The following is a 16,066-nucleotide window of genomic DNA, read 5'->3' on the forward strand; positions in this document are numbered from 1 at the left end:
AACTCAAAGGCTTAACCGCCCGGCAACATTTTCGATTTATTCGACGTGAGCTTTTTGACCAGCTTGGCGATGGCTCCCAGAACCCACTCGATCAAGTGACGCAGCAACACGAACGCATGCGTGACCGCCTCGGAAAAGGTCATGCCCTTGAAGGTGCGGGCCAAGACCGGTGCCAACAAAAAGCCGAGCGCGAGCCCGATCACGGTAATGCCGGACACGAAAGAATCTTCCTGTGGAGCCGCCGGAGCCGAGCCTGCCGGTGCCGAAGCCGCAGGCGCCGAAGCATCGGCGGGCGCGGCGGCAGACTTGGCGGCCGGTTTCGTGATCACCGGAATGCCGCTGCCTTGATAATCGTCCTGGATTTCATAGGCCGTGACGCCGGGAATGCTCGGCAAATCGCCGCTGCCTGCGCCGACTTTCAACTGGCCCTTCATGCCTTTTTCCATGTGCTGGGCAATGTCGCAATGCACCAGATAGGTTCTATCGCCCGGAGGCAAAATCAAAGTGCCGGAAATCTTCGCGGGACCTGAGACTTCCAGATGAAACATCCCTTTCGGATAGAGATATTTCGGCAAACCGTGCATCATCCATTGATGCCGGATGTTGTCCTCGTTGATGAAGTGGACTGTCAATTTGGTGCAAGGCTTGAACTGATATTCCTGGGTATCGAACGCAAACATTCTGCCCGGGAATTTCTCGGCATATTTATGGCCCGCGTGCACGGTGATTTCTTTCGTTTCGGAAATCTTGTCGCAACCGCCCGGCAGCGTGTCGGTATTTTGCCCCATCACCATGCCGCCGCCCATGTCCATCAAGTGGCCGGCGCCGTGATCCATCAGCGTCTTGTTATGGTCTTCATATTCCTGTGCCGCGAGCGGCGCAGCAGCTCCCAAAATCAGCGCTCCGGCCAACAATAATTTCACCATTACCTTACCTCAAATGACTTTTCGACGATTCCGCGTTAACGCCCACACATAGGGGAGCGCTAACGCGAACAAAACCGGCCCTATTGAGCCCAAAAACTACGCTTTCTTCTTACCGATCAACGCATCGACCTTGTCTCTGAACCCGGCGCTGAACAGATACACGCCATACAGGCCGGCTGCCGCGAACAACAGATACAGGTAGGTACTGTATTTGCCGGCCGGAGCCCCGGTGCCTGCGGTGAAGCTCATATGCGCATCAAGACGTTCGCCTTGATCGGGCACCAGCGTGATGTGAATCAGATATTTGCCCGGATCTGGCACGCCATTCGGCAATTCCAGGTTGACTGTGCCGGATGAATGCTTGCTGGCAGGCAGGAAGAACACCCGGGTGCCTTCCGGCTCCTTGGTCACTTCAAACTCGATCGACATTTTCCGGTATCTCATGTCCTGGTAGTCGAACACCAACTGTGTCGGAGTCGCTGTGCCTGGCAGCTTGCCGCAGAACTCCTCGGCCGGATAGGATTTAGGCTGATAAGCGGTGTAATGAATCCAATGGCTGGGTTCCAGTTCGAATTTACATTGGTCGGTATCGGTGCCCGCCGCGCCGCCGTGCGCCCAGACAGAAGCCGACAACAGCAAAGCCGAAAGCCCTAGAAAACCCTTTGCAAAAAAATGTGCTCTGTTCATAATGCCTTCCAGTTTTGATAGATTATTATAATTTAAACAACAAGCTCTAATCAGCGCTTGAACTCCTCAAAATAACCCTATTTCGAATAAAGCCAATTGCCAGCAGCCCACTCTAGCACATCAAAACCCTTAAATTCAAGGCAATGATGATCACGCTCTTCCGCAAAAAAACAAACGCACACCCCCCTGCCAATGTTCTATTGCCATGGAACCCTCATTTCCGTAGACTTACGCCACATTATTCGGATTATTCAAACTGGAGTCCCTAAAAAATGTCGTCATTGACTAATTCTAAAGCTTGGACCGCACTCAAAACCCACTTTCAGCACATTCAAAACGATTCGATGCGGGATGCTTTCAGGAGAGACCCGGACCGTTTCAAAAAGTTCTCTCTCCAGCTCAACGACATCATTTTCGATTACTCCAAAAACCGCATCAACGAGGAAACCGTCGCCCTGCTCGTCGAGTTGGCGGAAAGCCAAGGCCTGAAGCAAAAAATCGAGGCGATGTTCAGCGGCGAAATGATCAACACGACCGAGCGCCGCGCGGTTTTACATACGGCTCTGCGCAACCGCAGCAATGACCCGGTTTATTTTGCCGGCAAGGACGTGATGCCGGATGTGAACCGCGTCCTGGCCAAAATGCGCGTCTTTTGCGATCAGGTCAGGTCCGGCGCCTGGAAGGGACACACCGGCAAGGCCATCACCGACATCGTCAGTATCGGCATCGGCGGCTCCGGCCTCGGCCCCAAGATGGTTTCGGCGGCGCTGAACCCCTACGGCTCGGACACATTGAAAGTCCATTACGTGTCGAATGTCGACCAGACCGATCTGGTGGAAGTGCTGAAACCGCTGAATGCCGAAACGACCTTGTTCGTGGTCGCGTCGAAAGTTTTCAACACCCAGGAAACCATGATGAACGCCAAATCGGCAAAAAACTGGTTTCTCAAGCAAGCCCAATCCGAAGACGCGATCGCGAAACACTTCGTCGCGATCTCGACGCACGCGGAGAATGTCGCGAATTTCGGCATCGATACCGACAACATGTTCGAATTCTGGGACTGGGTCGGCGGACGCTATTCGCTGTGGTCGTCGGTCGGCCTTTCGATCGCGCTGCAAATCGGCATGGACAATTTCGAGGAATTACTGCAAGGCGCGCATGAAGCCGACCTGCATTTCCGCCATACGCCGTTCGCGAACAACATTCCTGTCATCATGGCCCTGCTCGGCGTCTGGTACAACAACTTCTTCGACGCCGACTCGCATGCGGTGATTCCCTACGACCAGTCGATGCGCTTTTTTTCCGATTACATGCAGCAGGGCGACATGGAAAGCAACGGCAAGAGTATCGACCTGGACGGCAACCGCGTCGATTACAGCACCGGCCCGATCATCTGGGGACAACCCGGCACCAACGGCCAGCATGCCTTCTTCCAGTTGATTCACCAAGGCACCAAGCTGATCCCGTGCGACTTCATGGCCCCCGCGAACAGCCATTACGACTTGCCCGAACACCACGACATCCTGATCTCGAATTTCCTCGCCCAGCCCGAAGCCCTGATGAACGGCCTGACCGAGGACGAAGTCAAGGCCCGCTTGTCACCCGAAGACCGTGCCGATCCGGTCCTGGTCGCATCGAAAGTGTTCGACGGCAACAAACCGTCGAATTCGTTTCTGTTCAAAAAGATGACGCCGCGCACCCTGGGCTCGCTGATCGCGTTTTACGAGCATAAGATTTTCACCCAGGGCGTGATCTGGAACATCAATTCGTTTGACCAGATGGGCGTCGAGCTCGGCAAGGTGCTCGCGAAGGTGATTTTGCCGGAACTGAAGAGCAACGAGTCCGTCGCCAGCCATGACTGCTCGACGAATGCGCTGATCAATGCGTATAAACACTATCGGGAAGCTTGATGCCGAACGGAAGTCGCCTCGATGAGCGCTGCGAAATCGAGGCCACGCGACGCTCAGCGCCGGGACTTAAAAAAGTTTTTTAACAATGCCGAGCATTCGGCCTCCAGCACCCCGCCTTGCCAGGCCACGCGATGATTCAAAAACGGTGCATCGGTCAGACTCAAGGCATGACAAACCGCCCCGCGCTTCGGATCGTAGGCACCGAACACCAGCCTCTTGATCCGCGCGTGACTGATCGCCCCCATGCACATCACGCAGGGCTCCAGGGTCACATACAAGGTTGCATCGATCAGGCGGTAATTGCCGACCGCCCTGCCCGCCTCGCGCAGCGCGATGATTTCCGCATGCGCGGTCGGATCGCTCATGCCGATCGGACGGTTCCAGCCTTCGGCCAGGCAGCGATCATCCCTGACCACGACCGCTCCGATCGGCACTTCGCCGAGCGCCTCGGCGCGCTCGGCGAGCCTGAATGCATGGCGCATCCAGGCCGCGTCGTCGGTCTCGCTTATTCCCATTCAATCGTCGCGGGCGGCTTGCCGGAAATGTCGTAGGTGACCCGCGAGATGCCCGACACCTCGTTGATGATCCGCCGCGACACCAGATCGAGAAAATCGTAAGGCAGATGCGCCCAGCGCGCGGTCATGAAGTCGATCGTTTCGACCGCCCTAAGCGCGACCACGTAATCGTAGCGGCGGCCGTCGCCCATCACGCCGACCGACTTGACCGGCAGGAACACCGCGAAGGCCTGGCTGACCTTGGAATATAAATCGTGCCGGTACAGTTCCTCGATGAAAATCGCGTCGGCCTGGCGCAGCAGATCGGCATAGTCCTTCTTGACCTCGCCCAGAATGCGCACGCCCAGACCCGGTCCCGGAAAAGGATGCCGATGGATCATGTCGGCCGGCAGGCCCAGCTCCAGCCCTAGCTTTCTGACTTCATCCTTGAACAGTTCGCGCAGCGGCTCGACCAGCTTCAATTTCATGTTTTCGGGCAGGCCGCCGACATTGTGATGCGACTTGATCAGATGCGCCTTGCCGCTTTTCGCGCCGGCCGATTCGATCACATCCGGATAGATCGTACCCTGCGCCAGCCAAAGCGCGTCGGTCAATTTGGCGGCTTCCTCGTCGAAAATTTCGACGAACAAGTTGCCGATGATCTTGCGTTTTTGCTCGGGATCGGTGACTCCCGCCAAGGCGGCCATGTAACGCGGCTCCGCATCGACCCGGATCACCTTGATGCCCATGTGCTCCGCGAACATCGCCATCACCTGATCGCCTTCGTTCAGACGCAAGAGACCGGTATCGACGAACACGCAGGTCAGTTGATCGCCGATCGCCTTGTGCAGGAGCGCCGCGACCACCGACGAATCGACGCCGCCGGACAGACCCAGGATCACCTGATCGCGGCCGACCTTCGCGCGTACCGATTCAATGCTGTCCTCGATGATGTTATCCGCGGTCCACAGCGCCTCGCAGCCGCAAATTTCCAGCACGAAGCGCGCGAGTATCCGGCCGCCCTGTTTCGTGTGGGTCACTTCGGGATGAAACTGCAAGCCGTAAAAGTCTTTGTCTTCGTTTGCGATGCCGGCGATCGGCGCGCCGTCCGAGCTCGCGATCAGCTTGAAACCTTCCGGCAATTGCGTAACCCGGTCGCCGTGGCTCATCCAGACATCCAGAAGGCCATAACCTTCCGGCGACACATGATCCTCGATATCGAGCAACAGTTTCGAATGCCCGCGCGCCCGGATTTGCGCGTAGCCGAATTCGCGGTGGCTGGACGACTCGACCGTGCCGCCGAGCTGTTCGGTCATCGTCTGCAAGCCGTAGCAGATGCCCAGCACCGGCACGCCGGCCTCGAACACATATTGCGGCGCGCGCGGCGTATCGCCACTGGTGACCGTTTCGGGGCCCCCGGACAGGATGATGCCGTTCGGCGCGAATTGCTTGATTTCGTCGGCGCTGCATTCGCAGGAAAAAATTTCCGAATACACGCCGATTTCGCGGATCCGGCGCGCGATCAGCTGGGTGTATTGCGAGCCGAAATCCAGGATCAGGATCTTGTCGGTATGGATGTTCGCGTGCGTATGTTGCATGTCTAAAACTCGTTGACCAGGTCTATAAAAAAACAAAGGGCTCGGTAAGAGCCCTTTGTCCCACGGCGGATGCGCGAGGCTGATCCGCTCTACATGAAGCTATCTCAATCCAGCCGGTAATTCGGCGCTTCCTTCGTGATCGTCACGTCGTGCACATGGCTTTCGCGCATGCCGGCGCTGGTTACGCGCACAAACTGCGCCCTATCGTGCATGATAGAGATCGTCTGGCTGCCGGTGTAACCCATGCTGGCGCGGATGCCGCCGAGCAACTGATGGATCACCGCAATCAGGCTACCCTTATACGGCACGCGGCCTTCGATGCCTTCCGGCACCAGTTTTTCGGCCGAGTCGGTTTCTTCCTGGAAATAACGGTCGCTGGAACCCTGCGTCTGCGACATCGCACCCAATGAGCCCATGCCCCGATAGGATTTATACGAGCGCCCCTGGAACAATTCGGTCTCGCCCGGCGCTTCCTCGGTGCCGGCGAACAGGCCGCCGAGCATCACCGCATAGGCGCCAGCCGCCAGCGCTTTCGCGACATCGCCGGAATAGCGGATGCCGCCGTCGCCGATCAACGGCACGCCGGTGCCTTTCAGCGCCAGCGCGACATTGCTGATCGCGGTGATCTGCGGCACGCCGACGCCGGCGACGATACGGGTCGTGCAGATCGAGCCCGGGCCGATGCCGACCTTGACGCCGTCCGCGCCGGCTTCGACCAGCGCCAGCGCCGCCTCGGCGGTCGCAATATTGCCGCCGATCACCTGCACGTCCGGATAATGCTGCTTGACCCAGCGCACCCGGTCCAATACGCCCTGCGAATGGCCGTGGGCGGTATCGACCACGATCACATCGACGCCGGCCGCGACCAATGCCTCGACGCGCTCTTCGGTGCCGTGACCGGTGCCGACCGCCGCGCCGACGCGCAACCTTTCCAACTCGTCCTTGCAGGCCTGCGGGTAGTCCTTCGCTTTTTGAATGTCCTTAACCGTGATCATGCCGCGCAAATGAAACGCATCATTCACGACCAACACTTTTTCGATGCGGTGCTTATGCAATAACGCGATCGCTTCCTTGCGGTCGGCATTCTCGCTGACCGTGACCAGGCGATCCTTCGGTGTCATGATTTTGGTGACCGGCTCGTCATAGCGGGTCTCGAAGCGCATATCGCGGCTGGTCACAATACCGACCAGTTCATCGCCGTCCACGACCGGCACGCCGGAAATGTTTTTCGCGCGGGTCAAGCGGATCACATCGCGAATACTGGTCTCCGGCGTTACCGTGATCGGGTCTTTGATCACGCCGCTTTCGTATTTTTTGACGCTGCTGACTTCGCGCGCCTGCTGCTCGACGGTCATATTCTTGTGAATGATGCCGATGCCGCCTTCCTGCGCCATCGCAATCGCCAACCGGGCCTCGGTCACCGTATCCATCGCCGCGGAAACCAGCGGAATGTTCAACGTAATCCCGCGCGTCAGCCGCGTCTTCAATTCGACTTCACGCGGCAACACGGTCGAGTGCGCAGGCACCAATAACACGTCATCAAATGTGAGCGCTTCTTGAACTATATGCATAAACCGGACCTAAAAGCAATTAAATAACCGTTTACTTTATCATAACTAACGCAATTTTTATAGAGGCTTTTTGCGCCTGATTACGCGCCCGCCGCTAATTCTCACGCTCAAACCTGCGCCGCGTCGCTTCTTCTTTGGCATCCTTGATGACCTTCATCACGCCTTTGAGATCCGCCTTTTTGTCGCTGCTTTTGAAGCGTCCGGTCAGCGGTACGTCGGGATGCAGGCCGCCGCTTTCGTAGAGCTTCCATATTTCCTTGCCGTAACGCGTGTTCAGCAGTTCCGGCGCAAACTGGCCGAAATAGGTCGAGAGGTTATTGACGTCCCGCTCCAACATCCTCGCGGCGTTGTTGTTGGCGGCGGCATCGACCGCCTGGGGCAGATCGATGATGACCGGGCCCTGACCGTCGACCAGGATGTTATATTCGGAAAGATCGCCGTGGATGATGCCGGCGCAGAGCATCTTCACGACTTCCCGGATCAGGATTTGATGGAACTCCAGCGCCTGTTCGTGAGTTAACTCCAGGTCGTTCAGCCGGGGCGCCGCGTTGCCGTCCGCGTCGGTGATCAGCTCCATCAGCAAGACGCCTTCGATAAAGTTGTGCGGCTTCGGCACGCGGATGCCGGCGCCCGCAAGCCGGTACAACGCATCGACTTCGGCGTTCTGCCACAGGGCTTCCTGTTGCTCGCGTCCGAAGCGGGTGTTTTTTTGCATCGCCCGCGCCTGGCGGCTGTTGCGGGTTTTGCGGCCTTCGCGGTACTCCGCCTGTTTATGGAAGCCGCGTTTGCCGGCTTCCTTGTACACCTTGGCGCAACGGATTTCACCTTCGGAGGCCACCACATAGACGGCCGCTTCCTTGCCGCTTTTCAAAGGCCGCAGCACTTCGTCGATCAGACCGGCTTCCACCAAGGGTTCGAGAGTTTTTGGTGTTTTCATTACATTTATAAATGTCTGGGGATCAATATTTGCAGATACTCTACCGGCAAAACACATTCGTTTTGTACCGGAATGACAGGCCATCGACTTGAAAATAAAGGCGTCAATTCGTCGCGGCCAAAATTTAGACCTGCCTTATCTGTTATGATAGCCGTTATTTCCATTCTTTGAGACCTCTAATTAGTGTCCGCATCCAATTTCCCCGATTTATTAAGCACCGCCCTGCGCGCCAATCTCGATTCGCTCGGCTACCTGCACATGACGCCGATTCAACAAGCCAGCCTGCCCGCCATCTTAAAAGGCCAGGATTTGATCGCCCAGGCCAAGACCGGGAGCGGCAAAACCGTCGCTTTCGGCATCGGCCTGTTAACCCGGCTCGATCCGCAGGATTACCAGGTCCAGGCGCTGATCCTCTGCCCGACCCGCGAGCTGGCCGATCAGGTCAGCAAGGAAATCCGCCGTCTGGCCCGCTTCATCCCCAACATCAAATTACTGAGCCTGTGCGGCGGCACGCCGATTCGCCCGCAATACGAGTCGCTGCAACAGCACAGTCCGCATATCGTGGTCGGCACGCCGGGGCGGATTCAACAGCATCTGGACAAAGGCACCCTGAATCCTGACCGGATCAACACGCTGGTGCTGGATGAAGCCGACCGCATGCTGGACATGGGTTTTTACGACGACATCATCAAGATCATCAAGGCCACGCCGAAAGACCGGCAAACACTGTTATTCTCGGCGACCTATCCTGACGAAATCAAGAAAATGAGCGCCGGCATCCAAAAAAATCCGGTCGAAATCAAAGTCGAAATCACGCACCGCGACAATCCGATCGAGCAATTGTTTTTTGAAATCAGCCATGCGGAAAGAAGCAAGCATTTAGTCACGTTGCTGGCCCATTACCGCCCCGAATCGGCGGTGATTTTCTGTAATACCAAAGCCCAGTGCCAAGAGGTCGCGGACGAACTCGAAAAACACGGCCAGCATGCCTTGGTATTGAACGGCGATCTGGAACAAAAAGACCGCGACCGGGTGTTATTGCTGTTCACCAACAAAAGCTGCCCGCTGTTGATCGCCACCGACGTCGCCGCGCGCGGCCTGGATATCAAGGACTTGGAGGCGGTGATCAATTACGAGATCCCCTACGAACCGGAGGTCTATATCCACCGTATCGGCCGCACCGGCAGAGCCGGCAAGGAAGGACTGGCGCTGAGCCTGTATAGTTCCCGAGATGCTCATCGCGTCAACGCGATCGAGGATTATCAGCAGCATCCGGTCACTTTCGTTGACATCGCCACCTTGCAACCGGCCACCAGGGTAGAACTCACGGCGCCGATGATCACCCTTTGCATCGACGGCGGACGCAAAAGCAAAATCCGGCCCGGCGATATACTCGGCGCATTGACCGGCGCGGCGGGGATTGAAGGCAAATATGTCGGCAAAATCGATATTACCGATAATCACGCTTACGTCGCGATTGAGCGGGGCATGGCCAATCAGGCGGTCAAGCAATTGGCGGAGGGGACGATTAAGGGGCGTAAGCTTAGGGTTTGGAAGGTTAGTTGAATACTTTTAGATGAGGGTAGCCCGGATGAAGCTTTGCGTAATCAGAGAGAACTGTGCACCGCCCCCCCCCCCGGATTCCACTGCGTTGCATCCGGGCTACTCGCTGGCATAGTGATTATATTAAAAATATAAAATTTATAAATATTTCCGAGTAAGACAAGTGAAAACAATATCAATATTTAATAACAAAGGTGGAGTTGGAAAAACTACTTTAACATTTCATTTGGCATATGCGCTTTCGGAGGTCGGAAAAAGAACTCTAATCATTGACTTGGATCCCCAATGCAATTTAACCATACTAAGCATGGATCCTGAGGAATTACATAAAATATGGGAAATTGAAGACAATTTTATTACTGATTTCGAATCAGCAAAAAATAATGTTTCATCTGCAAGTTTTGAAAAAATAATTAATGATACACGCTCCATTCACTTTCTTCTGAAACCAACCGAGGATGGTGTCTCTGAGTTTTCAGCTATAAGCACTCCCTATAAATTAGCCGAAAATCTGGATTTGATTCCAGGAAGGCTGACACTTCACATGTACGAAGAAACAATTTCAAACAGGTGGTCAGATGCTTATAAAGGAGCTCCATTAGCCATTCGCACGCTCACAAAAATACGAGCATTGGCAACCCAGTATGCAGACAAGTTCGGCTATGACATTGTAATATTTGACACATCCCCAAGCCTTGGGATATTGAATAAATTAATTATTTCAACCACTGATGGATTTGTAATACCTTGCATGCCAGACATGTTTTCACTTTATGGTATTAGAAATATCGGTAACTCTTTAAAAAAATGGAAAGGAGAGTTTGATATTTTGTATAAAGTATTAACTCCAGAAAAGCGATCTTTATTTCCAGTTAATTATGTTAATTTATTTGGCTACACCATATACAATGCAAAAAAATATTCTGGCAAAAATAATACTTGGGATTTAGCAGTCTCGCATTACAATTATGCCGCCAAAATACCCTCAACTATTGAGAAATACATAGATCAGGAAATTTGGGATAAAGTAGCTCACGAAACCCTTACTCAGCCCATTGGCGGAACGGCTGTTATGCATACTCATAATACTCTCCCAAATATGGCTCAAAAATATCATGTGCCGATTTGGAAAGTTCCTACTTATCCTTCTCTTGAGACAGATGACATTTCAACAATCGCCGGAAATAGAACAGTTTATGAATTAACTCGCTCTAAATATATGCAATTTGCAAAAGACTTCTTAAGCAGAGTTGGTGAGTAGTTTTTATGAGCGAAATAAATGACTTTCAACTCTTGATTGAAAAATATCAATCTGATTATCAGGATTTTGATCTCTTACGTCGCCACATTGTCGACTACTTTACTCTACATCCTAAAGCCGAACCATATGTTCACACTGTTAAGTCACGGTTAAAGGATCCAAATCATTTGGCAGAAAAAATTGTTCGTAAATGGAAAAATGAAAATACTATATCAGTAGATAATTTATATTCAAAAATTACTGATTTAGCAGGTGTCAGGGTGCTGCTCCTACATCAAAAGCAATTTGATGGAATCAAAGAAGCCATTGACTGCAGAATTGAAAAAGGTGAATGGATATTGGTCGAACCACCGAAGGCGTATACATGGGATCCTGAAGCAGAAAACTATTTTAAATGTTTAGGCTTAGATACTCATAAAAAAGATAGTTTTTATACAAGTGTTCATTATTTAGTTAAACAATTTGATAAATCTGACATATGCTGTGAAATACAAATTAGAACTCTCTTCGAAGAAATATGGGGAGAAGTTGATCATGCTATTAACTATCCAGAGAAGACAGATATGGAAGTATGTAGAGATCAAATTCTTGTATTAGCGAAGTTAATTGGCGCAGGTAGTAGGCTGGTTGATTCCATTTTTAATTCACACAAAAAATAAATAACTAGCCCGTATGCTGGATTGAGGTACGAAACCCAGCAATTCGATAGAGCCTTGGGGGCGCACTGCGCCGCTTTTCAATGTCAAACCACGCCAGAACCCTTGGCAAGCGGGATAGACTGACTGCCGGAATGCTTTAAAATATCTAGATTACCTATCGTTCTGAAATGGTGCGCGGTGCGCACCCGGGGGAATCATGTCGAATTACCGGCGGTACTATGTTCCTGGAGGTTCCTACTTTTTCACCGTGGTCACAGAGCGGCGGGCTCAGATTTTGGGTAACGGCCTAGCGCGGGATTTATTTCGGGCGGCTTTTCCGAATTGTTTCCAGAAAATAAAGACAATTCACTTGATTATATTTTGCGTTCTCATCTTAATCGGGCTCCAATTTGGCTGTGCTACTACTCCCCCGTTACCACTTGAATCGCCATATAAAAATTCATCGTTACGTTTAACTAAAACGGCCGTTATTCCGTCTGATTTTCTTCCAAAAACAAGTTTCAATACGTTTGCAAAAGGACGTATGGCTGGAGCAGGCAGAGGGATACTTAAAGGCCTTAAAACTTTAGTTGGTGCACCGGCAATAGGATTAGGGGTAGATATCGTAGGAGGAACAGCCGGATTAGGAACGCTTCTGGGTATGACCTATGGTGCACTCTATTTGCCGGCATCACCTATACTCGGGGCAATGAAAGCCGTACCAGAAAAAGAGTCGAAAAAAATTGAGCAGGCCATTCCAAATATCTTAAGCAAGCTTAATGTTCAAGAAAGTTTTGCAAACCATGTTATCAAGACGAGCGTAAACAATTTATCTGGCTATCATTTAGAACTCTTGAATTCTAAATTCTCGGAAGCTGAAAAAAATCAGTCTTATAAAAATCTGAAACTAGAGGGCTTCGATTCGATACTGGAATTGGCTATCGATGAGATTGGGTTCGATGGGGGAGAAGGCGGCAATCCATCAATTGCTTTTTTAATGAAAGGGCATTATCGATTGCTCTATCTAGCAGATAATTCGGAGTTGTCTACAAAAACGCTTTCGTACATAAGCTCCAAGCACAAGTTATCCGAATGGCTTGCAAATGATTCTCAACAGATACAAAACGAATTTGATGAGGGCTACCACAGGTTCGCTACAGAAACCCTTGAAAATTCATTTCTATTAGTTGATTTGCCTGCTCCAATGTGGTCTGCAGACGATCATTGCATGCTTCGTCCACTTTACCCAGAATTTGGATTCGGCCTCTTGGAAACTGGTCCGGAATATTATCCCATTGACTCCTTACAACCTACGTTAAAATGGGAATCATTTCCTCGTGAAATAGATATAAAAAGCTTCTCCAATCCAATTAGTGAGGTTACATATGACCTACAGATTTGGTCAGTCATCACTGACTCCCCAGGGGACTTAGTCTATGAAAAAAGCAAGTTATCGACACCCTTTCACAAACTTGAGCAACCTTTGATTTCCTCAAACCGTTATTTTTGGACCGTGAGAGCCAGATTTAAGTTGAACGGTCAGCAAAGGATAACGAACTGGTCTTATTCACGCAAACCCGGAGCAATTTCATGTTCAGAAAGATTGATTCCGGATGCTAACTATTTCCGATTTACGACCCCTTAGCCATGTAGCCCGTAGATACTCTGTTCAAAGCTTGCGCAATGGCTTGACGACCATTTAGGCCATCCGGATAGCCACACCAGGTCGCCCTCCAGAACGGAGCAATCCAGCCCTAAAAACAGGTATCTCTTAGTTTCTCCATGAAAGATAACCCTTTTCTCCGGGAAAACTTGATATTGTCGGACGGAATGTTTTCCGGGTTTTTATAATTTTCCAAAACCCTGTCAATGCCAGCTTCCCGTAACAAATGCAGCATCGGGTAAACGGACCGGTTGGTATAATTTGCCGGATCATTTTCCGGTGCGTTGGAGAACTGATACAAGGGATGAAAGCTGGCCAATTGATAGATACCGGCGTAGCCGTTTCGTTTTAATAGTGCCTCTGCAAGCGCTACTAGGTCAAGGAAATCATCAAATTGGGTGAATGTGTGCGGAAATATCAGAAAACTGGTTTCAATGTCGGCATCATTGTCCAGCCGGATGAGTTCACGTAACACGGCATCCATGCAGGCATCCGAATCTGTACTGGTTTCAACTTGGTAATGGACTTTTTTCTGCTTGACTACCTGAGCGGCAAAAGGACAAAAATGACAAGCCACCACGACATCATCGATCCATTTTTTGGTTTGATTAATTATGTCTTGGGATGAGTGCATAGAAAGAGTTTAAAGCGAATAAAGCACCACAGCATGTATCCCGCAACCATGCTTATCGATGCGGGGCAGTTTTAGTTGCTACTGGAGGTCGCTAGTTTGGATAAGAACGGAACCGTCTGCCTCATAGTCATCCTGCTCTATCAGCCTTCTCGCTGCCTCTTGTATATCCGTGCGATGTTGGGCTACCGACTGCATGAACTTATCATCCGAAGCGCCAAATTTAGCTCTCAGACTCTCATACGAGATACGGCAGAGCACCCGTTTTCTATCAACTTGCGCTACAACGGTAGCCATTTTTGTCAAATTATTCCAGGATTCAAGTCTGGGGAAGGAAATCATAACAACTCCTGATTCGGATAGTTGAAGGCTTGTCAATTGCTTTACCTAAGCGCAGTAAATAACATATTGGTTTACCATCGCTTAGGTCAGTGTGACCACTATACGCTAAGATGCGTCTAATAGATGTTTTATATTGTTAGGAACGCAACTCAGCCTATCGAATGAAAAAAGGGGACGCTGGGTTTTTGCAAAGCGCCAACCCGGCCTGCATCACTATTTCCGCTTACTTTCCGTAATTCTTCGCCAGATAAGCCACGATCGGGTCTACGTCTTCAGGCTTGATCGGGGCGCCCATCACCTTGATCATTTTATCGACTGTCTTTTGCCAGCCTGACTTATCCAGTAACCCCCCATTCATCTGGATATAATCGAGACTGTGGCACATCGTGCAATTGGCTGCTACCAGCGCCTTCCCCTGCCCTTCTTTCAATTGAATGCCGCTTTCGCTTTCATCGGCAAGCGCGGCTGACGCCATCAATAAGATGTTGACGAACAGAAACCCTGTTTTCATAGCCGCCTCCCGTCAAATGACTTGCAGATCGATGGTCTGCACCAGATTATGGTGATAACCCGCCGGGTTTTGAATCAGCTGAAGAGGCTGCGTCACACCGCTACGGTTCGTCGCCTTGACCATCAGGCGGTAGCTTCCTTTTTTGTGCGGCTTGAAGCGGAAATGCCATTGTCGCCAGGAAAAGCGGCCATGATCATTTCCGATCACGGCCTCCCGCCATGACTTTCCTTCGTCGATCGATACCTCAACCTGCTGAATCCCATAGCCGCCATCCCAGGCGATCCCTTTTAGATCAATCGATTGACTCAGCCTGAAGCGTTGTCCGCTCTCGATATTCGTGATCAATGAATTGACCATCATTTCGGTGATCGGCGTATTCATCTGATTTTCCTGCGACAGGAATCTTTCCTGCATCGGAAACGCTTCCTTCGGCAGGCGATAGGCGGTTTTTACCCAATAGCCTTCGAAGGGCTTGGCGATCGCGTCGATCGAAGTCAGATGCTTGACCCAGTAAGTCGCCGTCCATCCCGGCACGACCAGGCGGGCCGGGAAACCGTTCCAATGAGGCAAGGGTTCGCCGTTCATCTCGAACGCAATCAGCGTGTTTTCATCGAGCGCTTTCGCTAGCGGCAGGCTTTTGGCGAAATCAGGCGTCTGGGCAACCATTCCGGAATCGGCCGCATTGAAGACGACCTCCAAGACGCCTTTTTTGAGTCCGGCCCGGTTCAGCACATCCTTGAGCCTGACACCTTTCCAGCGCGCATTGCCCATCGCGCCATGCCCCCACTGAATGCCGGGAACCTGGGGCCGAACCATGCCGCGGCGATTTCCGGCGCATTGACAGACGGCGGCGATTTCGACCGCTTCAAATCGGCTTTTGAGTTGTTCAAGCGTGAATTCGAGCGGTTTTTCGACAGACTCGCCGCCGATCCGAAGCTTCCAATCCTGCACATTCACTTCCGGAATATTGGCCAGATGGTAGCGCACGAAGAAGGCATCATTCGGCGTGAACTGCGTGTTGAAGTAGGTGACTGGCGTCTCGAAGTTTGGCGGCCGATAGGATCTTTTGATCAGCGCCTGCTTGCCGGGCAAGGCTTCCAGAACCGCCGCAGGCAATTCGGGCAATCCTTTCGAGGCGGCGCCGGCTAGAACGATACGAGGAACCAAAGCTCCACCGGCACAGGCGGTAACTCCACCCGCAATGCGTTTGAGAAAATCTCGTCTAGTGATCATCGCAATCTCCCATATTCTCGTTCCCACAGGCTCCGTGGGAATGCCGTTAAGACGCGCTACGCCACGTCCCGCCGCGAGCGGGAACCAGAAGCCCAAAAAAA

Annotated in this window: 15 protein-coding genes; 5 read left to right on the forward strand and 10 right to left on the reverse strand. The window is 52.0% G+C overall.

The annotated features are described in order from the left end of the window. Nucleotides 1-11: 11 nt before the first annotated feature. Together ACEPPP_RS07420 and ACEPPP_RS07425 are read right to left on the reverse strand one after the other, a co-directional pair. Nucleotides 12-926 carry a copper oxidase gene (locus ACEPPP_RS07420; protein WP_374090390.1) on the reverse strand — a complete coding sequence of 305 codons (915 nt, stop codon included), beginning with the start codon at nucleotides 924-926 and terminating at the stop codon, nucleotides 12-14. A 96-nt stretch (nucleotides 927-1,022) separates the two neighbouring features. Continuing rightward, a complete protein-coding gene (locus ACEPPP_RS07425) occupies nucleotides 1,023-1,613 on the reverse strand; it encodes a hypothetical protein (protein WP_374090392.1) in 591 nt (196 codons plus the stop codon). Nucleotides 1,614-1,885: 272 nt separating this feature from the next. Here ACEPPP_RS07425 and pgi point away from each other — a divergent pair, with 272 nt between their 5' ends. Beyond that, the gene (pgi, locus tag ACEPPP_RS07430) at nucleotides 1,886-3,523 is read left to right on the forward strand and encodes a glucose-6-phosphate isomerase (RefSeq protein ID WP_374090394.1); all 1,638 of its coding nucleotides are present in this window, start codon (nucleotides 1,886-1,888) and stop codon (nucleotides 3,521-3,523) included. Between the two features lie 53 nt (nucleotides 3,524-3,576). Here pgi and tadA read toward each other — a convergent pair whose 3' ends face one another. The 4 genes from tadA to ACEPPP_RS07450 form a co-directional block, all read right to left on the reverse strand. Next, complete coding sequence (gene tadA / locus ACEPPP_RS07435) at nucleotides 3,577-4,038, reverse strand: tRNA adenosine(34) deaminase TadA (protein ID WP_374090395.1); 462 nt, start codon at nucleotides 4,036-4,038, stop codon at nucleotides 3,577-3,579. Continuing rightward, a complete protein-coding gene (gene guaA / locus ACEPPP_RS07440) occupies nucleotides 4,029-5,615 on the reverse strand; it encodes a glutamine-hydrolyzing GMP synthase (protein ID WP_374090396.1) in 1,587 nt (528 codons plus the stop codon). Before guaA ends, tadA begins: the two co-directional genes overlap by 10 nt. Nucleotides 5,616-5,719: 104 nt before the next feature. Next, the gene (gene guaB / locus ACEPPP_RS07445) at nucleotides 5,720-7,186 is read right to left on the reverse strand and encodes an IMP dehydrogenase (RefSeq protein ID WP_374090397.1); all 1,467 of its coding nucleotides are present in this window, start codon (nucleotides 7,184-7,186) and stop codon (nucleotides 5,720-5,722) included. Between the two features lie 94 nt (nucleotides 7,187-7,280). Next, on the reverse strand, nucleotides 7,281-8,123 hold the full coding sequence (locus tag ACEPPP_RS07450) for a PA4780 family RIO1-like protein kinase (RefSeq protein ID WP_374090398.1): 843 nt from the start codon (nucleotides 8,121-8,123) through the stop codon (nucleotides 7,281-7,283). Nucleotides 8,124-8,306: 183 nt separating this feature from the next. Between ACEPPP_RS07450 and dbpA the strand changes: the two genes are divergently transcribed. From dbpA to ACEPPP_RS07470, 4 genes are all read left to right on the forward strand, one after another. Next, nucleotides 8,307-9,689 (forward strand): ATP-dependent RNA helicase DbpA, encoded by a 1,383-nt coding sequence (gene dbpA, locus ACEPPP_RS07455; RefSeq protein ID WP_374090399.1) that lies wholly within the window; start codon nucleotides 8,307-8,309, stop codon nucleotides 9,687-9,689. A gap of 160 nt (nucleotides 9,690-9,849) precedes the next feature. Further along, nucleotides 9,850-10,947: a ParA family protein gene (locus tag ACEPPP_RS07460; protein ID WP_374090400.1), complete on the forward strand. Its 1,098-nt coding sequence runs from the start codon at nucleotides 9,850-9,852 to the stop codon at nucleotides 10,945-10,947. A gap of 5 nt (nucleotides 10,948-10,952) precedes the next feature. Next, nucleotides 10,953-11,606 carry a RelA/SpoT domain-containing protein gene (locus ACEPPP_RS07465; protein WP_374090402.1) on the forward strand — a complete coding sequence of 218 codons (654 nt, stop codon included), beginning with the start codon at nucleotides 10,953-10,955 and terminating at the stop codon, nucleotides 11,604-11,606. A gap of 196 nt (nucleotides 11,607-11,802) precedes the next feature. Further along, nucleotides 11,803-13,230 carry a hypothetical protein gene (locus ACEPPP_RS07470; protein WP_374090403.1) on the forward strand — a complete coding sequence of 476 codons (1,428 nt, stop codon included), beginning with the start codon at nucleotides 11,803-11,805 and terminating at the stop codon, nucleotides 13,228-13,230. A 109-nt stretch (nucleotides 13,231-13,339) separates the two neighbouring features. On the opposite strand, the gene ACEPPP_RS07475 is transcribed toward ACEPPP_RS07470, so the two are convergent. From ACEPPP_RS07475 to ACEPPP_RS07490, 4 genes are all read right to left on the reverse strand, one after another. Further along, nucleotides 13,340-13,882, reverse strand: a complete 543-nt coding sequence (locus ACEPPP_RS07475; protein WP_374090404.1) for a DUF1415 domain-containing protein — start codon at nucleotides 13,880-13,882, stop codon at nucleotides 13,340-13,342. Between the two features lie 78 nt (nucleotides 13,883-13,960). Beyond that, nucleotides 13,961-14,221 (reverse strand): DUF1488 domain-containing protein, encoded by a 261-nt coding sequence (locus ACEPPP_RS07480; protein ID WP_374090405.1) that lies wholly within the window; start codon nucleotides 14,219-14,221, stop codon nucleotides 13,961-13,963. A gap of 223 nt (nucleotides 14,222-14,444) precedes the next feature. Beyond that, nucleotides 14,445-14,732 carry a cytochrome c gene (locus ACEPPP_RS07485; RefSeq protein ID WP_374090406.1) on the reverse strand — a complete coding sequence of 96 codons (288 nt, stop codon included), beginning with the start codon at nucleotides 14,730-14,732 and terminating at the stop codon, nucleotides 14,445-14,447. 12 nt (nucleotides 14,733-14,744) lie between these two features. Further along, a complete protein-coding gene (locus ACEPPP_RS07490; RefSeq protein WP_374090407.1) occupies nucleotides 14,745-15,965 on the reverse strand; it encodes a molybdopterin-dependent oxidoreductase in 1,221 nt (406 codons plus the stop codon). Between the last annotated feature and the right edge of the window lie 101 nt (nucleotides 15,966-16,066).

Source organism: Methylomicrobium lacus (genome assembly GCF_041897535.1).
GTDB lineage: Bacteria > Pseudomonadota > Gammaproteobacteria > Methylococcales > Methylomonadaceae > Methylomicrobium > Methylomicrobium lacus_A.